Genomic DNA, 23,443 nt, shown 5'->3' with positions numbered 1-23,443 from the left:
GAGGGATCGAGACAGCACCGGGAACGAATGACACTCACCACACCGTCATCCACAGTCCCAACCTCCGTCCCCACCCGAAAGTGTGCTGTTTTGGCGAACAAAAGCCCAGGTGAGCACCGCCAAAAGGCCACATCATCGGGTTAGGCAGGCTTGACACCCCGATGCAGCGCGGTGATACCGAAGGTGAGGTTGCGCCAGCGGACGTCCTCGAACCCGGCGTCACGCATCTGCTGCGCCAGCTCCGGCTGATTCGGCCATTCGCGGATCGACTCCGCGAGGTAGACGTACGCCTCCGGGTTACTCGACACCTTGGTCGCCACCGCGGGAAGCGCCTTCATCAGGTACTCCATGTAGACCACCCGCATCGGCTCGAAGACCGGGGTGGAGAACTCGCAGATCACAACGCGGCCACCGGGTTTCAGAACCCGGAACAGCTCGGCGAAGGCGACATCGACGTCGTTGACGTTGCGGAGACCGAACGAGATGGTCGCGGCGTCGAAGGTGTTGTCGCCGAACGGCAGATGCAACGCGTCGGCGGCCACCTTCGGCACCGGACGCTTGGCCCCTGCCTTGAGCATGCCCAGAGAAAAGTCGGCCGCGACGCAGAACGCACCGGACCGCGCGAGCTCGACGGTGGACACCGCGGTTCCGGCCGCGAGATCGAGGACAACGTCGCCGGACCCGAGCGCCAGCGCCTTGCGGGTGGCAACGCGCCAGCCACGATCCTGACCGAACGACAGGACGGTGTTGGTGAGGTCGTAGCGTCCCGCGACACCGTCGAACATGGCCGCGACGTCTTTTGGATTCTTGGCCAGCGATGCACGTGACATGACCGCAACCGTACCGGCTGCGTCATCACACATATTGTCGAGCTCCGCCTCCGGCTTCGTCTCAGACATATTGTCGAGCTCCGCCTCCGGCTACGTCTCAGGCCGCTCTTCGTCGCATGGTCCGGTTCCGTCCGAGGACCGCGTCGTAGTGCCCGAGGAGCTGGTCGGTGATCGCCGACCAGGTCCGGCCCTGCACACTCCGGTGCGCTGCGGCGCCGAACTCGGTGCGCACCCGATCGTCCCCGAGTGTGGTGATCGCGTCGCTGAGACGCCCGGAGAAGTCGTCGAGGCCGAGCAGATATCCGGTTCGGCAGTGATTGATGAGGTCCCGCGGCCCGCCGGCGTCGGGTGCGATCGCCGGGACACCGCTGGCCAGGGCTTCCTGAACCGCCTGGCAGAACGTCTCGTGCTCCCCGGCGTGGACGAACACGTCCAGGCTCGCATAGGCCCGTGCGAGTTCGAGGCCACCGAGCTCACCGGTGAAGACCGCATCGGGCATCAACCGTTCGAGCATCGAGCGTTGCGGCCCGTCCCCGACGATCACCAGCTGCACGTCCTCGCGGCCCGACAGGACTGCCAGCCGCTCCACATGCTTTTCCGGTGCCAGGCGACCGACGAACCCGACGATGAGCTTGCCGCCCGGGCTCCAGCGGGCGCGCATCGCGTCGTCGCGGCGCGAGGGATGAAAGCGGGTCTCGTCCACCCCGCGACCCCAGTGGTGGACGCGCGGAACGCCCCGGTCGCGAAGGGCTTTGACCGAGACCGTGGACGGGGCCAGGGTGCGGTCGCAGGCGCTGTGCAGTTTTCGGGTCCACGCCCAGGCGGCCCAGGTGCCGGGTTTCATTCCGTAGCTGGCGGCGAATCCGGCGACGTCGGTCTGGAACACCGCGACGGTCGGGACATCGAGCCGCCGCGCGCAGGCGACACCCGCCGCACCCACGACAAACGGCGACGCGAGGTGGACGATGTCCGGGCGAAAGTCGGCCAGCGCTCGATACATCGACAGCGCGGGTACGCCGACCGGCATCGAGCTGACCTTGGGAACCATCATCGACGGGATGTACTTCACCGGTGCACCGGACACCACGGCCGGGCCCGGCTTCGATCGGCCCGACCGCTTCGCCGACCGAGGGACGCCGGGGGCGATGATCAGGACCTCATGTCCGCGACGTTCAAGGTTCTCGGTCACCCGAAGGACCGAGTTGACGACGCCGTTCATGTTCGGCAGGAAGCTCTCCGCGACAATTGCCACTCGCACACGTCCAGTGTCGGACGTGAAGTTGTCAGGCGGTGTTCGACGCCGTGACGGGGACCGGAACCGTAGATGAACGTCCGCCGGTGCGACGCCGGTTGATCTCGGCGAGGAGCACCATGACGCCGCCGATGACCAGCCACGAGTACACCAGCACCGACAATGCCGGCAGGATCGCCAGGCTCGCGTCACGCCCGGTGACCCGGACGAGTTCGGGATCCGACTTCGAGTAGTCGACGCTGATGCGCTGACCCTTCGCCAGTCCACCGGGATAGAAGACGCCCAGGCGTGGGCTGTGGAACATGCCGTCGGGTGTGGAGAACGAGACCGACGCCTTGGTCGGACCGGCACTGACCACCTCGGCAACCGTGGTGGCCTTGTCGGAATCGATCAACGTGTCGTTCCGGTAGGCCCCGGCGACCATGGTCGCCATCATGATCGTGATGATGATCCCGACACTGAGCAGCCCGATCTGAACACGGCGCAGCACGGTCGGAGACATGCCGCCACCATAGTCAATCGGTCCCGACGACCCAATTCCGTCGCCGCTCCCCATCGACCGTTCAGAGGCGGATTTTGATGGACGCGTGCACGGACCTCAGCGTCGACCGGTCCGTCCGGACCTCGATCACCTCGATGCCTGAACCGGATTCATTGAGCGCCCCTGGCAGCTCGTCGAGTGTCACGAGCCGGTGCGGGGTTCCGAATCCGGCGCAGACCGATGCCAGGTCGGTCTGGTGCGGTGTGCCGAACACCCGCTCGTAGGCGCCGAGGTAGTCGGGCCCCGAGAACCGGGGGTCGCCCTGTTCGAGCAGGCCGAAGATGCCGCCGCCGTCGTCATTGGCCACGACGATCGTCAGCCGGTTCGGTCGGGGTTCGGCCGGACCGATCAGCAGTCCGGTGGCGTCGTGCACAAATGTCAGATCTCCCATCAGCGCGACCGTTCGCCTACCGGTCGCCAGCGCCGCACCGATGGCGGTGGAGACGTTTCCGTCGATCCCCGCGACACCTCGGTTCGACAAAACCCGCACGTCAGGTCCGACCCGCCCGGCCAATGCGACGTCGCGGATGGGGTTGGACGCCCCGACCACCAGTTGTTCACCGGGAGCCATCGCCGCGCTGACGACCTTCGCGACGTGCAGTCCGGTGACGGCCTCGGTGGCATCGAGTTCCAGGTCGACGGCATTGACCGCGCGTTGGTGTGCTGCCGCGCAGGTCTTGAGCCAGTCTTCGTCGGCTTCCCCGACAACCTCGGCGCGCGAACCGGTGGCCAGCACGTTGCCGGAGACGTCGGGCCAGCGCGGCCCGGTGGTCAGCGCGTAGACGCGGACATTCGGATCGGCGAGCAGCGTGGAGACCTCACGGTGCAGGGTCGGACGACCACAGATGATGGCCTGGGTGGGACGCAGCGCCGACAATGCCAGCGGATGCAGCGGGTTCTCGGGGGCCGGGGCGGTCGGCTCGGCCACGGTCGGCAGCGCGGCGAGCTCGGGTCGATGTCCGGCGCCGTGCCCGGAGACCACGACGGTCGGTTCGCTGATGTCGATGTCGACGGGGACGTCCAGCTTCCCGACGGAGGTCACCGTCCAGGGGGCGCCGTCGGGTCGGCCTGCGAAGACACCGAGGTCGTCGCTGGGCGCGGCGCCCGGATCCGGAACCAGCGGTTCGCGCAATGGAATGTCGAACTGCACCGGTCCGGCATTGCCGGTGCGGGCGCCGCGGGCCGCGGCGAGCACGCGCCCGACGGCCGAACGCCACTGACTGTTGGTGTCGAGGTCCTGCTCGGCCAGCCCGAGGCTGATTGCCGCGCGCACCTGGGTGCCGAAGATCCCGAACTGTTCGATGGTCTGATTCGCGCCCGACCCCAGGAGTTCGTAGGGACGGTTGGCGCTGATCACGACCAGCGGCAGCCGTGCGTAGTTGGCCTCGAAGACCGCCGGACTCATGTTCGCCACCGCGGTACCGCTGGTCATCACGATGGGCACCGGCTGCCCGGACGCCGCAGCCAGGCCCAGCGCCAGATAGCCGGCCGTGCGCTCGTCGACCCGCACGTGCAGTCGCAGGAGTCCGGCCGCATCGGCGGCATGCAACGCGAACGCGAAGGGCGCATTGCGTGAGCCGGGGCACAACACGGCTTCGGCCACGCCTCCGCGGATCATCTCGTCGACGATCACGCGCGCCTGCAGGGTCGAAGGATTCATTACTTCAGGCTAGCGGCGCCGCCTGCATGCCCATCGCGTCGACCGGTGTGACGACGCGGACAATCGGCCGCACCGCTCGATCACAAAGCGCGGGGTCCGACTTCGGACGCGAATCGAGTCCCACCGGGTACGGTCGCAAGGGTGATCGGCTTACCGGCATCGGTGACGGCACTGCTCTTTGATCTCGACGGAGTTCTGACCGATACGGCAACGGTTCACCGTCGGGCCTGGAAGCAGGCATTCGACACCTTCCTCGCGTCATACTCCGCGGCTGATCCCGAGCAGCGTCGGCCGTTCACCGACGACGACTATCTCCAGTACGTCGATGGCCGGTCCCGGAATGACGGGATCGTGACATTCCTGGCGTCCCGCAGCATCACGCTTGCGCCGGGTGACACCGGCGATACCGCGGTCGACGCCACGGTCAGCGGTATCGGCGACACCAAGAACGGATTGTTTCTCGACGAACTGAAAACAACTGGCGCGCAACCATATCCCGATGCGGTGGCGTATCTGAAGGCAGCGCGGCATGCGCAGTTGGCGATCGCCGTGGTGACCAGTTCCAAGAACGGCGCACCCATCCTGGAGGCAACAGGTCTGGCGGAGTATGCCTCGGCCCGGGTCGACGGACTCACGATCGCGCAGCGTGGCCTCGCCGGAAAACCCGCTCCGGATGCATTTCTCGCCGGTGCGCAGGCCCTTGGCGTACCACCCGAGCAGGCCGCGGTGTTCGAGGACGCCGTGGCGGGTGTGGCGTCCGGGCACGCCGGTCGTTTCGGCTACGTCGTGGGCGTCGACCGCTCCGGTGGCGGAACACACGGTGACGACCTACGCCGAGCCGGTGCTGACCGCGTGGTCACCGCCCTGACCGAACTGCTGGAGGACTGATGGCCCAGGACCCCGGGATGGAGGTGGCGCCCTGGGACCTGACCTGGCGTGGCACCGATCAGGATTCACTCGGTCGGATCGAATCGATCTTCGCGCTGTCCAACGGCCACATCGGGTTGCGTGCCAACGTCGAGGAAGCCGAGCCGGTCTTCAACCCCGGGACCTATCTCAACGGCTTCTACGAACGTCGTGAGTTGCCGTACGCGGAAGGCGGTTACGGATATCCCGAGGACGGGCAGACGGTTGTCAACGTCACGAACGGCAAGATCATCCGCCTGCTCGTCGAGGACGAACCGATGGACCTGCGCTACGGGACCACCCAGCTTCACGAGTGGAAACTCGACTTTCGTTCGGGAACCCTGCTGCGCACCACCGAGTGGACCTCACCGGTCGGCCGGCGGGTCCGGATCACATCGGAACGGCTGGTGTCGTTCACCGAACGGGCCATCGCCCTCATCCGCTACGAGGTCGAACCGCTCGACGAAGACACCGAGATCGTCCTGCAGTCCGACCTGCTGGCCAATGAAGAGGTGGCCACGCCTCCGGGCAAGGACCCCCGGCTCGCAGCTGCACTCCACCGCCCGCTGGTCGGCGATTTCGCCGAGGCACATGGCCACCGGGCCGTACTCGGCCATCACACCAGAGAATCCGGTCTGCGCATCGCCGCCGGGATGGACCACGAGCTCGAGGCACCCAACTCGGTGTCTTGCGAGATCCTCAGCGAGGACCTCGCACGCTTGACCGTGACCGCCAAAGTCCCTGCCGGACAACGGGTGGCGATCACCAAGTATTTGTCGTACGGATGGTCGAGTCAGCGCTCACCTTCGGCTCTGCAGGCCCAGGTCGACGCCGCACTGGCGTCGGCCCGCGACAACGGCTGGGATGAATTGAAGGCCCGCCAGCGCCGATATCTCGACGACTTCTGGGATACCGCCGACGTCATCCTCGACGGCGACCCGGAGCTGCAGCAGGCCGTCCGTTTCGCACTGTTCCACGTCTTGCAGGCCGGTGCCCGCGGCGAGAATCGCGCGCTGCCTGCCAAGGGCCTCACCGGACCCGGGTATGACGGCCACGCCTTCTGGGATACCGAGACCTTTGTGCTGCCGGTGCTGACGTACACCGTGCCGGATGCGACCGCGAATGCGCTGGGCTGGCGTCACGCCACGCTCGACATGGCCAAGAACCGGGCCAAGGAGTTGAGCCAGACCGGTGCGATGTTCCCGTGGCGCTCGATCAACGGCCAGGAGTGTTCGAGCTACTGGCCTGCGGGCAGTGCAGCAGTCCACATCAACGCCGACATCGCCGCAGCGGTCTCGCAGTACGTCGCCGCAACCGGTGACGAGCAGTTCGAGGTCGACCGCGGGCTCGAGCTCCTGATCGAGACGGCGCGATCGTGGGCCTCGCTGGGTCATCACGACCTGCGCGGAGATTTCCGCATCGACGGCGTGACCGGACCGGACGAGTACTCGTCGATCGCCAACAACAATATTTATACGAATCTCATGGCGCAGCGGAACTTTCGTGATGCCGTCGCGGCGTGCAAGCGACATCCCCCGGTGGCGGCCCGATTCGGTGTCGACGACGAGGAGACCGCGTATTGGCAGGACTGCGCGGCCCGGATGACACTGCCCTACGACCCCGAATTGGGTGTCCATCAACAGGCCGAATCGTTCACCCGCCAGGCCCGATGGGATTTTGCAGGCACACCGCCCGAGAATTATCCGCTGCTCCTGCACTACCCGTATCAGGATCTCTACCGCAAACAGGTGGTCAAACAGGCCGATCTGGTGCTCGCGATGTATCTGCGCGGCGATGCGTTCACCGCGGAACAGAAGCGGCGCAACTTCGACTACTACGAGCCACTGACCGTGCGGGACTCGTCGTTGTCGGCCTGTGGGCAATCGATCGTCGCGGCGGAGGTCGGACACCTCGACCTCTCGTACGACTACTTCGTCGAGACCGCACTGACCGATCTGCACGACCTGCACCACAATTCGTCGGGTGGTCTGCACATCGCCGCGCTCGCAGGCACCTGGTTGTGCTGTGTCGCAGGCTTCGGCGGGATGCGGGATCACGCCGGGGTCGTCACCTTTGCGCCGCGACTTCCCCTCCGGCTGGACCGCATGGTCTTCCGGATGACACTGCGGCGCAGTTACATCGAGGTCGAAGTGCATCACAGCGAGGCGATCTATCGGCTGATCGGCGGCGACCACCAGCAGTTGTCGCACCACGGCGAGCTATTCGTGCTCGGTGATCGACCGGTGACGCTGCAGATCGACGAACTGCGCCCGGATTCGACGCCGGAGCAACCGCCGGGTCGCGAGCCGTATCGACGTGTCACATCGTATTGACGCCGGACCACACGTTCGATTTCGTCCTGCTCACCAGGGCGGCGGGAGCAAACCAAAAGCCGACAACGCGTGTGTTCAGTAGGGTCGGGGCATGACTGATCGCGAGTTCGACATTGTTGTCTTCGGAGCCACCAGTTTTGTCGGCGCACTGACAGCCGAGTACCTGGCCGAACATGCGCCCGCCGGAACCAAGATCGCCCTGGCCGGCCGCAGCGAGCACAAACTCTCGCAGATGCGGTTCGATCTGCCCGAGCCCGCCAACGCCTGGCCTCTGATCATCGCGGACGTCGACTCACCGGCCTCGCTCGACGCGATGACCGCCCGCACCCGGGTGTTGTGCACCACCGTCGGTCCCTACCTGAAGTACGGGGAGGCGGTCCTGGCGTCGACCGTCAACAGCGGCACCGACTACGTCGACCTCACCGGCGAAGTACCTTTTGTCCGGATGTCGATCGACAAGTTCGGCGATCAGGCGAAGTCCAATGGCGCCCGAATCGTCCATTCGTGTGGATTCGATTCTGTCCCTTCTGATCTCGGCGCCTATCTCCTGTATGAGAAGATCAGCGCGGACGGCGAGGGCACGATGGGTGAGACGACCATGGTGCTGCGCAGTTTCCGCGGAGGCATCAGCGGGGGAACGGTTGATTCGATGCGCGTGATCGCCAAAGAAGCCGCCAACGCCGAGACGCGGCGCACCCTGCTCGATCCCCATGCCCTGTCCACCGGGCCAGGCGAATACGCGGGCATCGAACGCAGCGCCGAACCCAGCGATATGGCACTGGTGAGCGCGTCGAAGGTTGATCCGAGCCTCAAAGGCACGCTCGCCCCGTTCTTCATGGCCAGCTACAACACGCGCATCGTGCGCCGGTCGAACGCCCTGCTCGACAACGCCTATGGAGAGAACTTCCGCTACGGCGAGACCATGTACGTAGGCAGTACCCCGATCGTCTCGACCGCAATGTCCGCAGCGGTCGCAGCCGGAACCGCGGCTTTCCTCGGCGCGATGTCGATCGGCCCGATCCGCAAGGTACTGGATCGCGTGCTCCCCAAGCCCGGTGAGGGGCCGAGCAAAAAGGTTAGGGAGGCTGGGCATTTCACCACCGAGACCTACACGACCACCACCACCGGCAAGCGCTATCGGTCCCGCATCGTGGCCAAGGGCGACCCCGGATACAAGGCCACGGCGGTGATGTTGTCGGAGTGTGCGTTGTCGCTGGCGTTGAACCGCGACGAATTGCCGCCACTGTCAGGCATCCTGACCCCGGCCGCCGCCATCGGCGATGTCCTCATCGAACGTCTTCGCGCCGCCGGTTTCAAACTCGAAGCCGAGCAGCTGACCTAGCCTCCACCCACTCCCCGCAGACGATCCGGAAATACGAAGACGAGCCACATATTTGTGGCTCGTCTTCGTACTACCGGATCGTCTGGGGGAAGGCGGTCAGCTCACCGGTCGCCGTCTGCTCACCGACGGAACGAAGGGCGTCCGCGACAACCGGAGTACCGCGGCGACCACCTGATCGATCCCCACATCGAACAGCTCGTTGAACTGCGTTGCCAGGGTGGACAACTCGTCGCTCTTCTTGGGCGAGATCGCATCGAACTCCTGCGACCCATCGGCATAGAGAAAGGCCGGGGTGATCGGATGGACGGCCAGGCCCAGCGCCTGCGCGCGGATCCACAGTTCCTGCATCGCCACCCCACCGCGCACATACGCGTCGGCACTTCGCCCGTCGACCGTCACCACGGCAAGCGCCGACGTGGTCATGATCCGCCCCTGCGCGTCCGCGCCCAACGTGGAACCCGCACCCCAGGCATCGAGGTGCGCCATCACATCGGGACGCCGCAGCAACGCCAGCAACGGAGCCTGCTGCGGCATGAGTGCCATGTCACCGACCTCGATCCCGGTGTCGGAGGCGACCTCTGACGCGGCGACGATCTCTGCCATCATCTCGGACTGCAGGTCCGGATCCAGATACCGCAGACGTTCGGCCGCTCCGGCGATCACTCCGAATGCGGCGAGGGTTTCCTGATCGGTGACCAGCCGGGTCTGCGCCCCTTCGGGCAGTTGCTTCGACAGCGCTTCGACGACGTCGTCGCCGAGTTCGCTGCGATCACCGAATCCCCGGTTGGTCCGGCGATCGAGCATCGCCCGTAGCGGCGCGGTGCCATCGGCATCCACGGCGCCATCGAAATCGAATCGAACCTGCAGTTGCGCACCCGCCCCGGTGATGGCGGTCTTTCCGGCCACCCCCACTGCCGAAGCCGCGACCGTCATGTTGTGCAGCACCGCACCGAGTGCGACCGCCGACGCCCGTCCGCCGACATCCAGCCTGGACGACGAGGGATTCGATCGAACCGTCACCCCCGTGCTGTCCGAATCGAATTTCCAGGGTTGTGCGTTGCCGAGTGAGGGCGCCCGAGAACCGGCGTACACCACCGCATCTCGAGCCTCGAGCGCCGCGAACTCGGCATGCACATCAACGTCGATCCGAGGCGCGGGCGGCGCCGCCAAGGCCGGTTCCGTCAGACCATCGAGGATCGAGTCGAGGTCGACCCGGATGCGACCGGACGGCAGCGGTTCTCCCCGGACGATGCGCCGTACGGCTGCGGCGACGGTCGCACCACCGAGTGCGACATCCCCACCGAGTTGCGGCCACGCAGACAGGGTTCGGCCCATTTCGAATACCGAGGCCGCCATTCGGGATGTCAGTCGGTCACCGTCGAGAATCTGAAGCGCAAACGGCACTTTCTCGGCCGCCGATAACCCCGACAATGAAGCCGCGCTGAAATCGCCGAGCAAACCGTGGAACAACGGCCGATCGGGCTCGAGATCAAATCGTTCGACGTCGAGAACACCGCCGTCACTTGTTTCCATGATCACCGGAATCCCCAGTGCCCGCGCCCTGTCCCGGACCAATACTTTGGCGTCGAACGAATCGCATTCTTCGATGACGATATCGAGGCCTGCCAAGAACTCATCGATGGTTGATTCCTGAACACCTTGTTGATGTACCCGGACATCGAGATAGGGATCGATCTCGGCAATGCGCCGGGCCGCGACCACGGCCTTGTTGAGGCCGATGTCAAAAACCGAACCAGGCACACGGTTCAGATTCGACAATTCGATATCGTCGAAATCCGTGAGCCGCAACTGGCCGCAGAGGCCTTCGAGTGCCAACGTATGTGCGACTGCATGTCCGACACTCAGACCGACGACACCGACCCTCAACACACCGGCCCGGTCCTGCTCATCGACCGTCAACTTGTTCCGGTTCCGGTCCAGCCGTAGTCGTCGATATCCGGCGGGACCGAGCAGTCGAATGGCTTTCTTTCGCCAGGGATAGTAGATCCAGCGCGCCGGCTCATCGAGAATCTGATTCTCCAGCGGTGGGATCAATTCACCTGCCGCCGACAACTGCTGGGCCACCGAATCATGGAAGTCAATTCCTGATGTGGCGCGCAGTTCCTCGAGTCGGCTGCGTCCCTCCGGATTGCCGTCGTCCATAACCTCAACGGTGGCCATGGATTCATTAGCCTGATCGTTCACTACACCATCCTGTTTATATTCTCAACGCGGCGCCGCGATTGAAACCTGTTCCCTCGACGGTATACGGGAGGCTCACATCCCACATCCCATGGGACCAAGCGACATTCGGACATCTGAATTGGACATTCGATCAGAAGACTGTCCAAGCCCGAGCGCAAGACAAACCGGATGGGCCGATTTCGGCGAGGGAGATTGACACACAGTGACATAACGACCACAAACAAGCAACAATGAGCGAGGGGCAACAAAATCTCGAGAAATATTTGCTACCTGCAAGACCATCATGAATCCCACACCAACTATCCACAATGGTGAGATAGCAATAGTGCGCACACGTGTGCAGGCCAGGAGACACAATGACCACCGCATTCGCCTACGATCGCCGGACCGCACAGATCAGCTCCGGAGCCCGTGATTTCACCGCGCAGGTGATCGACGAGCAGACCGGGACGACACTGATCGTCGGCACGCCACAGTCGGTTCCGGACGTGTGGATCGACTATCTCGACGGCGCTCGCGAAAGCTACGCCAAGTACGGCGCCGAAATGGCCCTCGAGTACGACGACGTCGTCCGCGGCAACTGCACAACCCTGTTCTACGCAGCCCTGGATCGCTCGGGAACGGTCATCGGGGGCGTGCGCGCCAAGGGGCCGTACAGCAACGCCCACCAATCCCACGCATTGCTCGAATGGGCTGGCCAGCCGGGCCTGGAGATGGTCATCGACGCGATCGATTCACGACTCGAACATGGCGTTGTGGAGATGAAGACCGCCTGGGCCGCCGAAGGACCCGCCGCGGCGACCGTTGCCGGGATGCTTGCCCGCGTCGCACTTCCCACGATGACCCTGACCGGTGCCCGCTACATCATGGCCACCGCTGCGGACCACGTGCTGCGTCGCTGGGAATCCTCGGGCGGCCGGGTCGCCGAAGACATCCAGGCCTCGCCGTACCCCGATGCCCGCTACCAGACCAGCCTGATGTGGTGGGACCGCGACCGGATCGCGCTCGATGCCAAGCCGAAGGTGCTCGCACACATGGTCCAGGACACCTCGATCCTCGCGGCCGGTTCCCCTCACAACGTCTGGTCGTCGACAAATGGCGTCGCGGCCTGAGAACGGGCGTCAGCGGCCCGCCGCCTGCGGACCAGGTCGAGATTCCCCACGCGGCGCTCGTCCGCGACAAACTCGATCTGAGGCTCGCTCGGAGGGCCGGGTACCCACACGATCGGCGCACATGTGCGCGAGATCACTTTGTTACGCCCGGCGTCTTTTGCTGCATACATGCATCGATCCGCCTGCCTGGTGAGGAAGTCGATCACGTCGTCGATATTGGGGCGACCGGTCGTCGATCGGATCAACGGCGCGTAGATTGCTCCGATACTGATCGTGACGCCGCACTCGGTGTCGATTCGGTGACGGACCTCCTCGGCGAGTTCGACGAGTTCCGCGGGGCTTGCGGACTCGGTCATCACCACGAACTCCTCGCCGCCGAATCGGCTGACCATCGACCGGCTGGGCACGGTCTTCTCGATGACAGCTGCCGCCGCCACGAGCACGGAATCCCCGGCGGCATGGCCATGGCTGTCGTTGACGATCTTGAAGTTGTCGAAGTCCATCATCATGAACCCGATCGACTGACGGGTTCTCACGATGCGCTCGAGGAGATCGCTGTTTCGGCTCAGCAGTCCCCGACGGTTGAGTACCCCGGTCAGCGGGTCGGTATCACCCAGCTTGGCGACCTTGAGGAGCACCGAACCCAGTGACTTCCGGAGTGCGGCGACCATGAACACCGGCACAAAAACCGTGGTGACCGCGGCGCCGGTGGCGACGATGAGTGCCACCCCGGAGGTGGCGTTGATGGATGACAGTGCCACCGCCAGCACCATTGCGAGCACTGTGAACGAGATCGTCACCCGCCGCGAAGAGCCCATGGCCGCGATCGCCGGGATGGCGGCCAACAGTGCCACAATCGCTCGGGCCGCCGCCGGGTCCGTCACCAGATAGGCCGACCAGGCCACACCCAACATTCCGCCGAATCCGAGTATTGCGAATTGCGTGTCGGACAACCGGCCGATATATAGCGTGACGGCGAAAGAGAATGTGCTGAAAAGCCAGACCAGGACGAGGTATTTCATACCGCCGTCGATAATGAATTCCGGCTGTATGAACGCGAACAAAGGCAACGCGAAAGCGCCCGCCGTACTTATCAGTACCGCAGTCGATCGTGCGTCGAAACGCTCCGACAACTTGTTACTCACGCGATCAGCTATCCGAATCCCCAGCACAGTGGCGACGCCTCCGGGCAGGTACGCGAGACCCTGACCGGACCGACGACGATGGTGAAACCTTCGAGGCGTGAAATTTCACTCAACGCCGGTTCCCGATTGGGAACAACCATCGTCAGTCTAGACACGGGTTCGACATCCGGCCATCTTAGGATGAAATCTGCGCGGCGCGGTAGTCTCAACGATTGAACGAGCGCGAGGTGTGCATTTGTTGGGATGTCGCTGCGCTGGACTGATCATCGGGAGTTGTGCATGTCAGCGTCAACCCCGCCACTGGAGCCAACGGTGGCAACCCGCGATGCCATTCGCACCCTCATCTCTGATATCGAATACCCCTCCCTCGGGGTCGTCCTCGTGTCCATGGACCCGACCTGCCTGCTCGCGGCCGCGCTGGGCTGGCGTTTGGCCAGCAAACTCCGACCGGCGGTAGCCACTGAACTGAGCGCGTTGTTCGGTGGTCATCCGGCTGTCTGGGAGGGTCCGTATGACCATCTGATCCTGGTGTTCTTCAATGCCGACGATGTCGATACCGAGACTGTCGAACGTCGACTCGCCGAGCGCATGTCACGTCAGGTGATGGTCGAGGGACAAGCGGTCTTCGTCCCGACCTGCCTGGGAATAGCGATTGCCTCCGAGGTGCCCACCGCGCGCGACGCCCCGGATCTGGTCCAAGCCGCAAGTGCTGCTGTCCACCACGCCATCCGCACCTCGTCGACGTCGATCCGCGCCACGTCGCAGACGGTGGAATTGCTCAAGCACGAAGTGGCGGCGACCACCGAGTTGGCCAAGGCGATCGGCAGCGACTTCACCCTGCACTACCAACCGATCGTCGACCTGGCATCGAGGAATCGTGTCGGGTTCGAGTCCCTGTTGAGATGGCAGGTGGGTGATGAACTCCGACTCCCCGCCGACTTTCTCGACGCGGCTGAGGCCACGTCGTTGATCGTCCCGATCGGCAGGTGGGGCGTAACGGTCGCACTTGGCCAACTGGCGCAGTGGCAGCGGGAGTCAGACGACACGACCCTGTTCATGTCGGTCAACTTCTCGGCTCGCCAGCTCATCGACCGCGGGTTGGTGCAGCATGTCGCCGACACGATTGCGGCCACGGGCGTGCCTGCCGAGTCGGTGTGGGTGGAGGTGACCGAACGTAACCTCATCGAGGTCGGATCCCCGGCTGCGCAAACGCTTCTGGAACTCGACGCGCTCGGATGCACTGTCTGCGTCGATGACCTCGGGACCGGTTTCGCGGCACTGCGATACATGGTGGAACAGCCGGTGAAGGTGGTGAAGATCGACCGATCCCTCGTGTCCAAGGTCGGCATCGTCGAGCCGCTGCGCAGCTTGGTGGGAGCGGTGTGCACATTGTCGGCCTCCCTCGGCATCCTCACCGTTGCCGAAGGTGTTGAGAGCGAAGACGAAGTACGCAAACTCCGCGACCTCGGTTTCACCCACGCGCAGGGGTTCCTGTTCGGCAAACCCGAAGCCGCAGGCGACATCCGCTTGTAATCGCCCGAGCCGTTACGATCGGCGTAGACATGAGCGCCAACGAAACCGGCCCGGTGCCGATCCCCCGCCCGACCGCCCTGACCCGGCGTCGTTTCCTGATCGCAGGTCCCGCCGCGGCCGCGCTGCTGATCTCCGCATGTTCACCGACCGACGCCGGAACACCGACCAGCAGCGACGACGACGACCTCAGCGTTCCATCGACGTATGTGGTCTCGGACGCTGATGCGGACCTGACCGGTTCGGACGATGCGACCGCAGCTCTACAGTCGATACTCGACACCACTCCGGTCGGTTGCGAGATCGTGATCCCCGACGGGGCGGTGCTCCGATGTACCGCCGGCCTCGAACTCCCTGGCGGAAAACACCTTTCCGGCCCGGGCGAGCTGAAGTTCACCGATGGGATCGCGCAGGCATCGGGACTCACCGTGACCGGGTCGGGATCCCGGATCCATCGACTGCGCATGACAAATCCCGACCTGCTCGGGGCTCGATCGCAGACTGGCGAAAACCCGTTTGCCATCACGATCAAGGCCGACAACGTCGAGGTCTCCGAGTGCTTCATCGAGTCGTTCCAGAGCGGGATCGGCGTCGACCCGTACGGCGAGTGGTACTACACCCGAATCCTGAACAACCGCATCAAAGATGTCCTCGGTGCCGGCGACGGCCCGGACGATCTGGAGTCGACGCTGGGCGAGGACCGGGGTGACGGGATCGTCACCTGGGGTGCCGCCGCGACCATCATCGGCAACGAGGTCGACTGCCGGGCCGGATCCGACGCACGGATCGGAATCCACTGCGAGGCATTGAAAGACCGGGAGCAAGAGTCTGGACCGATGCCGAACTCGATTTACACGGTCGCGAACAACACCGTTCGGGGTCAGTTCCGCCGGGGCATCGTCGTCGAGGACATCACACAGGCCACGATCATCAACAACACGGTCTCCGACAGCACCTGGTGGGGTGTGGCGGTGATCCGCAGCAGCGAGGTCACCGTCGCCGACAACACAATTGAGTTCACCCGCGCCGACTCCGACCGGCAAGGCGAGTCCTACGCGCCTCACCGGGCGGCGGTGATGTTGTACGGCTCGACCACGATGACTGCAGTGGAACGCAACTCGATCACCGTGTCCGGTCACGCCGATTCGTATATCGCCATGTTCGGCGTCGACAACATCGACGACCAGCCACGCAATTGTCATGCCACCGACAACACGGGCATCTCGACAACAGAGGGTGTCACCACCGTCGGAGGCAGCGTCACCCATGGGGTGTCATGCCGATTCGAACGCAACACATTGACCGATTTTCAGACCGACGGGATCAGGTTCTGGCATACCACCGGCCCGGCGGCACGCCAGAACACGCTCTCCCGCAACGGAGATCGTTCCCATGCCGGCATCCAGTTCGAGAACAGCAACAACGAGCCTGCCGACACCAGCACCGATCAGAACAGCATCTCGGGGTTTGCCGACGGCATCCTCGACACGAACGGCACTGCCGGACACATCGTGCACCGTGGCAACCGGATCTCCGAATGCACTCACGGGATCAATCTGTTCGACCGTTCCGGATCGACGGGCTCATTGGACGCCAACGAGTTCGTCGACGTCACGACCGAAACCCTCAATGTTCCGGAAGGTGTCTCGATCTCCTAGCCATCAGCGGCTCTGGCCGCCTCAGTCGGCTCGGTCGGCTCGACCACCTCGACCGGCTCGGCGGACGCCGCTGGTGGCGCGAGAGCAGTATGGTCCGGTAACCCACTGTCGCTCTTACGTTTTCGATGTCCGCGCGCGACCGCCGGGATCAGGACAGCGCCGATCACCTTGGCCCGGACCTTGGCGAGCTGGTCCAGTGCATCGGTGAACTCCCCCACCCGGGTCCGACCGCCCGCACAGACGATGAGGGTTCCTTCGACACCGACCGCAAGGACCGACGCGATATCACCTTCCAGGACCGGCGGGCCCTCGATGACCACGTGTTCGAACGACTTCTTGAGGTCATCGAACATCTCGGTGGCACGTGGCGACTTCAACAACTCCGGTCCGGCACCACTGCGCGGGCCGGTGCCGAGCACCAGGGGCCCAGGCACCAACTTACCGAAGATCTTGTCATCGAGCGGATGAGAACCACCCAGCACCGAACTGACCCCCGGCTCGGACACCTCCTCGCCGACATCAGACAGATCGGCTCTGACGAGTACCACCGACCGCCCCGTCTTCGACAGTGCTGCAGCAAGATTCGATGCGACCATCGATCGCTCCGGCGATTTCGTCGGGCTCGTCACAAGAATGCTGGAGATCGGGTTGTCCCCTGTCGCATAGGCGACGTTGGTCGACAAGACGTCGAAGGACTGAGCGGCTGCGGTGCCCCGCACCGGCAGGTACGGGAAATCGTCGACCGACTCCAAGCCCTTCGACGAGATCTCGGCGAGCACCGGCGGCGCACCCGGCACCATCGCCACGTCCACAGCGCTGCGCAGGCGATTGTCGAGTACGGCCCGGGCGATCGCGATCGCCGTTGCCACCACGAGCCCAAAGATCAACGACCAGAGCACATTCGCGATCAGATTGGGCGACACCTGCTCGCCGGACTCGGCCGGGGTGACGATCCGCATCTGCGCCGGTTCGGACTTGCCCTGCTTATCTGCGGTGGACATGAACCCGGCGAGCGACACCGCGACGCCATTGGCGAGCCGTTGGGCCCGGCCGGCGTCGGTGTCGCGCACCGCAACCTCGAGCAGCGTCGTTTCCGGTACGGCCAGCGCGGTGATCTCCTTGATCGCGTCGGCGACCGGCATGACGATCTGGGCATCACGCAAGGCCGCGGTCACGATCTCGGTGGACGTGGCCAGTTCGGAATAGGTGGCAACGAGCCCCTGCAAGCCTTCGGGCGTTTCGCGTTCACCGCTCTGGTTCACCACCGAACTGACGTACAGGGTCGCGGTGGATTCGTACTCGGATTCTTGCGTGAGCGTGTATCCCACCCCTGCCAGTACCACCACAACGGTGATCGCCACGATCGGAATCCAACCGTTGCGCAGAGCGTTGGCACATAGCCTCAGCCAGTTGGCATCTCGTCGATCCGGTGTTCGGGATGTCATGTCTTTAGCTCCATGGTGGATTCTTGGTGTTCGATCGTCGAGTTGTCATGGACCCCGGGCGAGCCTCGTGCAACCAGGCACACCAGCAACACCAACGGCAATATCGGAACCTGATGCCGCAGCGCTGAACCGAAGTCGGGTTCGAATATTGCCTGCACCGTCACGAAGGCAAGCACAAATGCCATCGCCCTTCTCACCAACACGTTGATATCCGTTGAAGCTCCCTGCAATACCCTTCCGGCTCGACTCAGCGACACGAAGAAGTACGTCCAGATGCCGGCGATCAGCACCGCGAGTCCCGCATAGTAGGCACCGCCGAGCAGCACCATCGGAACGGGCAGGAACAGGAACGCGAAACTCGCGATCGCGTTGATGATGCCACCGAGTGGATCGGCGATATCGGTGAATGAGCCGATGGCCGTCATCGAATCGGGCCCCACGCCACGAGTGCTGTTGACCATCTCGCGATAGTGATCGACGGGCAGCCCGAGAAGTACGGCAAACGCCACCGCCAGCGCGACCAGCGACGCGACTCCCACTGCAACACTCGAGATCACGCGTATCCGACGCCAATTCACGATCCGCAACGCCACGTACACCACCGCGATGATGGCCCAGTACTGCCTGAAGACCTGCGCATAGACCAGCATCGCGGCAACGAGAACCCCGTCGAAGACGACGCTGGTCGGCACCAGGAGCACCAGGGCCGTGAACGGTAGAACGGTCAACTCTTTGGAGTAGTACCCGATGTACACCGCTGCCAAGACAATGATCAGTCCGGCCAGAACGGCTTCCGGAAGTCCGCCGGGATATCCCCTGGAGCGCACCAGACACACCAGCACCACGGCCGTTGCCGCCGCGAGCCCCAACAGGGAGGCCGCGGTCGCATGCGAACCCAGCCCCAGGAAGTCGTACACCCGAGCGGTATTCGTGTACGAGGCATCTTCTCTGATGACGATCCGGCCCGTGGCCAACTGCGCGATCACGTCGCCGTCGTAGGAGAACTTGGGCGGGAGGATGACCGTCCGGTGCAGGACAACGAACACGCCGAACACAAAGGCGTAAGCGGTTGCCAATGCCATCAAGACATGGCGGTACCGCTGGTATCTGAAGCCGATACCGGCCAGACCGGTTGTCATAACCATGATTTCGTGGACGGATCCTACTCTTGGCATCTGCGCACCAGGGGGTTGATCTCGCGCTCCCCCCGGGCACGATCGAAACGGGCGCGCGCCGAGTTGCGGCGCTTCTTTTAAGACAATAGCTCAGTTGTGCCCTTCCTGCGCATTGTGATTGTCCTCATTCTTCAATAGATCAATTACGTAGTATGGTCACTCCGGAATCTTCCGGCGGCGATTGAAGTGATAATGAAACTACTGATGACCGGCCATTTGGGATACCTCGGAACCGAGATGTCATCAATGCTCATCCAGCGCGGCCACGAGGTCTTCGGGCTGGACAACAACTACTTCGGAACTGGGAATTTCCTTGGGGCACCGGACATTATGCCCATGGTGGCAAAGGACCTGCGGGACGTTACTCCGGCTGATCTCGAGGGATTCGACGCGGTAATTCATTTAGCGGCGCTATCTAATGACCCATTGTCAGACCTCAATCCAATTCTGACCTACACGATCAATTTAGATTCTTCCGTGCATTTAGCTAAGGCCGCGAAAGCCGCCGGAGTGTCAAGATTTCTTTTCTCTTCTTCCTGCAGCCTCTATGGCAAGGGCGGTGACAGCGAGGTCGATGAGAACGCTGAGTTCAACCCCGTCACGCCCTACGGCGAATCCAAGATCCGGGTTGAGCAGGCGTTGACGGAACTCGCCGACGACAACTTCTCCCCGGTCTATCTGCGCAACGCAACGGCCTACGGTCTCTCCCGACGCCTGCGGTGCGACATCGTCGTCAACAACCTGGTCGCTCACGCAGTGACCAGTGGCAGGGTCGTGATGGAAAGTGACGGCACACCACACCGCCCGCTGGTCCATGTACTCGATATCGCCCTTGCGTTCGCCTGTGTCCTCGACGCACCACGCGAGGCAATCCACAACGAGGCCTTCAACGTCGGCCGCGTCGGCGAAAACTACCAGGTCAGGGATATCGCAAATCTTGTTGCCCGGACGGTCCCCGATTGCGTCGTGAGTCTCGGCGAGGGCGCCGCACCGGATATTCGTGACTACAAGGTCGACTTCTCGAAAATCGAACGTAACCTGCCCGGATACGCCCCACAATGGACGGTGCCGCGCGGCATCGAAGAGTTGTACAACGCCTATTCGGGTGCGATGACAGAAGAACTCTTCAACGGTCCCAAGTACTTCCGGCTTCGGACCATCAAACAATTGCTCGATGCCGGCACCTTGGACATCGACCTGCGCAGCGTTGTGACGATATGAGTACCACCGACCATGGAGTGGGTAAGGCATTGCACGACTTCTCCGAACGTATCCCGGTCGCCGGTCCGTGGGTCACCGAGTTGGAGGCCAAGTTCGTCGCGGACGCGGCACTGCACGACTGGTACGAAAACGCCGGCCAGTCCGTCGGTTTGTTCGAAACGGAGTTCGCGGCCCACCTCGGTGCCCGCCACGCGCTGGCCGTCCCACATGCGACCTCGGCACTGCACCTGGCGATGGCTGCACTCGACCTCGGCCCCGGCGACGAGGTGATCGTTCCCGAGACCACTTTTGTGGCAACCGCGGCCCCGATCACCTACACGGGCGCAACCCCGGTATTTGCCGACATCGACCCCGACACCTGGTGCATGTCAGCCGATTCGTTGCGTCAGCGCCTGAGCCCGCGGACCAAGGCCATCGTCACCGTCGACCTGTACGGGGACGTCCCGGACATGTCGGCGATCCGCGAGCTCGCGGGCGACATACCTGTCATCGAAGACGCCGCACAGGCCATCGGTGCGAAGCATCACGGCACTGCGGCCGGGATGCTCGGCGACCTGGGTGTGTTCAGTTTCCACGGAACCAAGACACTGACCTCGGGCGAGGGCGGCATCGTGGTCACCGACCGCACCGACCTGTTCGAGAAGATGGCCCAGCTCCGCAATCTGGGACGACGGCCGGGTGCGCACGCACAGCTGGTTTCCGATATCCCGGGGTTCAAGTACCAGATGAGCAGCCTGCAAGCAGCTTTCGGCCGAGCCCAGCTGCAGCGCGTCGAAGAACTGGTTGCGAAGAAGCGCCAGATGTTCGGTTGGTATCGCGAAAGACTGGCCGACCTCGACGGCGTGCAACTCAACGCGCAGAGCGCAGGCAGCGTCAACACCTACTGGATGACAAACATCGTTGTGGACAAAGCGTTTGGCACCTCGACCCGGCAGATGATGGCGTACTTCGACGACAACGGTGTCGATACGCGCCCCTTCTTCCCGCCGCTCAGCTCGTTGCAGGCGTTTTCGAACTATTCGGACCAGGTCGCCGCAGCACGCGCCACCAACCCGGTGGCCTACGACATCGCACAACGCTCGATCAACCTGCCCTCGGCTCTGATGCTGGAAGAACAGCACGTCGACCGGGTCGTGGAGTTACTGCGGAGTTTTCTACACACAGAAAAGGACAACCGATGAAGGCTGTCATCTTTGCGGGTGGTCGCGGGACCCGCATCAGCGAGGAATCGCAGACCCGCCCCAAGCCCATGGTCGAGATCGCCGGCCAACCGATCTTGTGGCACATCATGAAAATCTATGGCGCAGCGGATATCACCGAGTTCGTCGTACTCCTCGGCTACAAGGGCTACATGATCAAGGAGTACTTCGCGAACTACTTCTTGCACACCTCTGATGTGACCATCGACCTGGCGACCGACACGATCACCACGCTGCAGTCGAAGGCGGAGCCGTGGAAGGTCACCCTCCTCGACACCGGCCTGGACACCCAGACCGGCGGCAGGTTGCTGCGGGCCAGAGAACACATCGGCGACGAGACCTTCTCTTTCACATACGGCGACGGGGTTGCCGATCTCGATGTCCGCAAGGTCGTCGATTTCCACAAGAACAACAACACGATCGCCACGGTCACCGCCGTGCAGCCTCCCGGCCGCTACGGAACCCTGGAGATCGGAGATTATGGCGCAACCACATTCAGCGAGAAGCCCCTTGGCAGCAGCGGCTGGGTCAACGGTGGGTTCTTCGTGGCCGAACCGGAGATCCTCGACTACATCGAGGACGGAGACCCGACGATCTTCGAACGCAAACCGATGGAACGCCTGTCCGCCGACGGTCAGTTGTCGTCGTACCGGCACGATGGCTTCTGGCTCGGCATGGACACCATGTGGGACAAGATCAACCTCAATCAGATGTGGGATTCGGGCAACGCTCCCTGGAAGATCTGGCCGTGATGAACACCGGGGCACTGTGATGGGTTCGATTCGGGTGCTGCACGTGATCAGCGAGATGGGTGTTGGCGGAGCCGAATCCGTAGTCGCCGAGTTGGTCGGCGGCGGCGATCAGGTGGGATGGGAATCCGCGGTGGCCTCCGGTGGTGGCCAACGTGCCGATCTGCTGGCCGAAACAGGCGTGCCGCAGTTCTTCGTCGAGCCTCCCCGGCGCTCGCTCGGCGGCCTGGCGAAGGCGAGAAGCCATGCCGCCAAGGCAATTTCGGACTATCAACCAGACGCGATCATCGCCCACAACGTGTCGGCCAGCGCACTGACCCGGCTGGCGCAGCGCCGGGTTCCGGTGCTCTCGATCTTTCATGGCGTCGCCGACGACGACTACCACCGTTCGGCCCGGATCCTGGCGGCGACCGCAGACCACATCGTCACCGTGTCCGAAGCGATCGCCACCAGGCTTCAGTCGGTTGCCGGCCGACGAAGGTTGCCGCTCAGCGTGATCCGCAACGCCATCACCGACATGCCCCGTCCCGACCGGGACGTCTGCCGCACAGAACTCGGCATCCCGGCGGGCAGACCGGTCGCGCTGTGCCTGGCGAGGATGGAACCGCAGAAGCGGCACGACGTTCTCCTCGACGCCTGGGCCGAACTGTCCGGCGAAGAGTTGCTGATACTTGCCTCGGATGGGTCACTGCGGCCGGAGCTCGAATCCCAGGCCCAGCGTCTGGGACTGGGCGATCGAGTGCGCTTCTTCGGCAGTGGCGTGCGGTCGGATGTCCCCAAGCTCCTTGCAGCATGCGATATCTCGGTGCTGACCAGCGACTGGGAGGGATTGCCGATCTCCATCCTGGAGTCGCTGTCGGCCGGGCGTCCGGTGGTGGCCACCGACGTCGACGGACTCCGCGAGATCCTGGGTACCGGTGGCGGGCGGCTCGTCTCCGCCCAGGATGTCGACGCGATCGCCGATGCTTTTCGAGAACTGTTGCACAACGAATCGGCCCGCGCGCTCGAAGCCGATCTCGGAATGAAGACCATCCGGAGCAGATACAACCCCGGCCTGATGATGGAGAGCTACGATGCGCTGCTACGCCGTCTTGTCCGCGAGTAGTCCTCCTCCGGCCCACCCCAATCCATCGGCAGGAC

General features: G+C 63.7%; 18 protein-coding genes. 10 read left to right on the top strand and 8 right to left on the bottom strand.

The genetic code is table 11. The annotated features are described in order from the left end of the window. Nucleotides 1-140 precede the first annotated feature (140 nt). From AC56PL_RS01980 to menD, 4 genes are all read right to left on the bottom strand, one after another. Nucleotides 141-830, bottom strand: coding sequence for a demethylmenaquinone methyltransferase (locus tag AC56PL_RS01980; RefSeq protein WP_495514753.1), 690 nt, complete (start codon nucleotides 828-830; stop codon nucleotides 141-143). A gap of 97 nt (nucleotides 831-927) precedes the next feature. After that, entirely contained in the window at nucleotides 928-2,088 is a 1,161-nt protein-coding gene (locus AC56PL_RS01975; RefSeq protein WP_495514752.1) for a glycosyltransferase, read from the bottom strand. Nucleotides 2,089-2,113: 25 nt separating this feature from the next. After that, complete coding sequence (locus AC56PL_RS01970; protein WP_495514751.1) at nucleotides 2,114-2,584, bottom strand: hypothetical protein; 471 nt, start codon at nucleotides 2,582-2,584, stop codon at nucleotides 2,114-2,116. 61 nt (nucleotides 2,585-2,645) lie between these two features. Then, complete coding sequence (gene menD / locus AC56PL_RS01965) at nucleotides 2,646-4,283, bottom strand: 2-succinyl-5-enolpyruvyl-6-hydroxy-3-cyclohexene-1-carboxylic-acid synthase (RefSeq protein ID WP_497152866.1); 1,638 nt, start codon at nucleotides 4,281-4,283, stop codon at nucleotides 2,646-2,648. A gap of 141 nt (nucleotides 4,284-4,424) precedes the next feature. Here menD and AC56PL_RS01960 point away from each other — a divergent pair, with 141 nt between their 5' ends. From AC56PL_RS01960 to AC56PL_RS01950, 3 genes are all read left to right on the top strand, one after another. Next, the gene (locus AC56PL_RS01960; RefSeq protein ID WP_497152865.1) at nucleotides 4,425-5,171 is read left to right on the top strand and encodes an HAD family hydrolase; all 747 of its coding nucleotides are present in this window, start codon (nucleotides 4,425-4,427) and stop codon (nucleotides 5,169-5,171) included. Continuing rightward, on the top strand, nucleotides 5,171-7,522 hold the full coding sequence (locus AC56PL_RS01955) for a glycoside hydrolase family 65 protein (RefSeq protein ID WP_497152864.1): 2,352 nt from the start codon (nucleotides 5,171-5,173) through the stop codon (nucleotides 7,520-7,522). The genes AC56PL_RS01960 and AC56PL_RS01955 overlap by 1 nt, the downstream gene beginning before the upstream one ends. 91 nt (nucleotides 7,523-7,613) lie before the next feature. Beyond that, nucleotides 7,614-8,864: a saccharopine dehydrogenase family protein gene (locus AC56PL_RS01950; RefSeq protein WP_497152863.1), complete on the top strand. Its 1,251-nt coding sequence runs from the start codon at nucleotides 7,614-7,616 to the stop codon at nucleotides 8,862-8,864. Nucleotides 8,865-8,960: 96 nt separating this feature from the next. Here the strand turns inward: AC56PL_RS01950 and AC56PL_RS01945 are convergent, their stop codons facing one another. After that, nucleotides 8,961-11,069, bottom strand: coding sequence for an Rv1355c family protein (locus AC56PL_RS01945; protein ID WP_497152862.1), 2,109 nt, complete (start codon nucleotides 11,067-11,069; stop codon nucleotides 8,961-8,963). 356 nt (nucleotides 11,070-11,425) lie between these two features. Between AC56PL_RS01945 and AC56PL_RS01940 the strand changes: the two genes are divergently transcribed. Beyond that, a complete protein-coding gene (locus AC56PL_RS01940) occupies nucleotides 11,426-12,181 on the top strand; it encodes a hypothetical protein (protein ID WP_495514745.1) in 756 nt (251 codons plus the stop codon). Here the strand turns inward: AC56PL_RS01940 and AC56PL_RS01935 are convergent. After that, nucleotides 12,142-13,326, bottom strand: coding sequence for a diguanylate cyclase (locus tag AC56PL_RS01935; protein WP_495514744.1), 1,185 nt, complete (start codon nucleotides 13,324-13,326; stop codon nucleotides 12,142-12,144). The two genes, AC56PL_RS01940 and AC56PL_RS01935, sit on opposite strands and share 40 nt — an antisense overlap. A gap of 279 nt (nucleotides 13,327-13,605) precedes the next feature. Between AC56PL_RS01935 and AC56PL_RS01930 the strand changes: the two genes are divergently transcribed. Both AC56PL_RS01930 and AC56PL_RS01925 read left to right on the top strand, forming a co-directional pair. After that, nucleotides 13,606-14,859 carry an EAL domain-containing protein gene (locus tag AC56PL_RS01930; RefSeq protein ID WP_495514743.1) on the top strand — a complete coding sequence of 418 codons (1,254 nt, stop codon included), beginning with the start codon at nucleotides 13,606-13,608 and terminating at the stop codon, nucleotides 14,857-14,859. 29 nt (nucleotides 14,860-14,888) lie between these two features. Continuing rightward, nucleotides 14,889-16,514 carry a NosD domain-containing protein gene (locus AC56PL_RS01925; RefSeq protein ID WP_497152861.1) on the top strand — a complete coding sequence of 542 codons (1,626 nt, stop codon included), beginning with the start codon at nucleotides 14,889-14,891 and terminating at the stop codon, nucleotides 16,512-16,514. Here AC56PL_RS01925 and AC56PL_RS01920 read toward each other — a convergent pair. Next, nucleotides 16,511-17,959, bottom strand: coding sequence for a tyrosine-protein kinase domain-containing protein (locus AC56PL_RS01920; RefSeq protein WP_497152860.1), 1,449 nt, complete (start codon nucleotides 17,957-17,959; stop codon nucleotides 16,511-16,513). The two genes, AC56PL_RS01925 and AC56PL_RS01920, sit on opposite strands and share 4 nt — an antisense overlap. Continuing rightward, nucleotides 17,956-19,104, bottom strand: coding sequence for a hypothetical protein (locus AC56PL_RS01915; protein ID WP_497152859.1), 1,149 nt, complete (start codon nucleotides 19,102-19,104; stop codon nucleotides 17,956-17,958). The genes AC56PL_RS01920 and AC56PL_RS01915 overlap by 4 nt, the downstream gene beginning before the upstream one ends. A 234-nt stretch (nucleotides 19,105-19,338) precedes the next feature. On the opposite strand from AC56PL_RS01915, the gene AC56PL_RS01910 reads away from it, so the two are divergent. From AC56PL_RS01910 to AC56PL_RS01895, 4 genes are read left to right on the top strand one after another with little or no spacing between them, the layout of a single operon-like run. Beyond that, entirely contained in the window at nucleotides 19,339-20,355 is a 1,017-nt protein-coding gene (locus AC56PL_RS01910) for an NAD-dependent epimerase/dehydratase family protein (RefSeq protein WP_497152858.1), read from the top strand. Further along, nucleotides 20,352-21,536: a DegT/DnrJ/EryC1/StrS family aminotransferase gene (locus tag AC56PL_RS01905; RefSeq protein WP_497152857.1), complete on the top strand. Its 1,185-nt coding sequence runs from the start codon at nucleotides 20,352-20,354 to the stop codon at nucleotides 21,534-21,536. Before AC56PL_RS01910 ends, AC56PL_RS01905 begins: the two co-directional genes overlap by 4 nt. Then, nucleotides 21,533-22,306, top strand: a complete 774-nt coding sequence (rfbF, locus tag AC56PL_RS01900; RefSeq protein WP_495514737.1) for a glucose-1-phosphate cytidylyltransferase — start codon at nucleotides 21,533-21,535, stop codon at nucleotides 22,304-22,306. The genes AC56PL_RS01905 and rfbF overlap by 4 nt, the downstream gene beginning before the upstream one ends. A 19-nt stretch (nucleotides 22,307-22,325) precedes the next feature. Continuing rightward, a complete protein-coding gene (locus AC56PL_RS01895) occupies nucleotides 22,326-23,408 on the top strand; it encodes a glycosyltransferase (RefSeq protein WP_497152856.1) in 1,083 nt (360 codons plus the stop codon). Nucleotides 23,409-23,443: the final 35 nt, after the last annotated feature.

Source organism: Williamsia sp. Y721 (genome assembly GCF_059683565.1).
The sequence above is the reverse complement of the archived record's forward strand: the minus strand, read 5'-3'. Positions and strand labels throughout refer to the sequence as shown.

Excerpts from the sequence above, each read along its gene's own strand:
- AC56PL_RS01925 (WP_497152861.1), top strand. The coding sequence starts at position 14,889 with ATGAGCGCCAACGAAACCGGCCCGGTGCCGATCCCCCGCCCGACCGCC.
- rfbF (WP_495514737.1), top strand. The coding sequence starts at position 21,533 with ATGAAGGCTGTCATCTTTGCGGGTGGTCGCGGGACCCGCATCAGCGAG.
- AC56PL_RS01980 (WP_495514753.1), bottom strand. The coding sequence starts at position 830 with ATGTCACGTGCATCGCTGGCCAAGAATCCAAAAGACGTCGCGGCCATG.
- AC56PL_RS01915 (WP_497152859.1), bottom strand. The coding sequence starts at position 19,104 with ATGGTTATGACAACCGGTCTGGCCGGTATCGGCTTCAGATACCAGCGG.
- menD (WP_497152866.1), bottom strand. The coding sequence starts at position 4,283 with ATGAATCCTTCGACCCTGCAGGCGCGCGTGATCGTCGACGAGATGATC.
- AC56PL_RS01905 (WP_497152857.1), top strand. The coding sequence starts at position 20,352 with ATGAGTACCACCGACCATGGAGTGGGTAAGGCATTGCACGACTTCTCC.
- AC56PL_RS01955 (WP_497152864.1), top strand. The coding sequence starts at position 5,171 with ATGGCCCAGGACCCCGGGATGGAGGTGGCGCCCTGGGACCTGACCTGG.
- AC56PL_RS01950 (WP_497152863.1), top strand. The coding sequence starts at position 7,614 with ATGACTGATCGCGAGTTCGACATTGTTGTCTTCGGAGCCACCAGTTTT.
- AC56PL_RS01970 (WP_495514751.1), bottom strand. The coding sequence starts at position 2,584 with ATGTCTCCGACCGTGCTGCGCCGTGTTCAGATCGGGCTGCTCAGTGTC.
- AC56PL_RS01895 (WP_497152856.1), top strand. The coding sequence starts at position 22,326 with ATGGGTTCGATTCGGGTGCTGCACGTGATCAGCGAGATGGGTGTTGGC.
- AC56PL_RS01930 (WP_495514743.1), top strand. The coding sequence starts at position 13,606 with ATGTCAGCGTCAACCCCGCCACTGGAGCCAACGGTGGCAACCCGCGAT.
- AC56PL_RS01910 (WP_497152858.1), top strand. The coding sequence starts at position 19,339 with ATGACCGGCCATTTGGGATACCTCGGAACCGAGATGTCATCAATGCTC.
- AC56PL_RS01920 (WP_497152860.1), bottom strand. The coding sequence starts at position 17,959 with ATGACATCCCGAACACCGGATCGACGAGATGCCAACTGGCTGAGGCTA.
- AC56PL_RS01940 (WP_495514745.1), top strand. The coding sequence starts at position 11,426 with ATGACCACCGCATTCGCCTACGATCGCCGGACCGCACAGATCAGCTCC.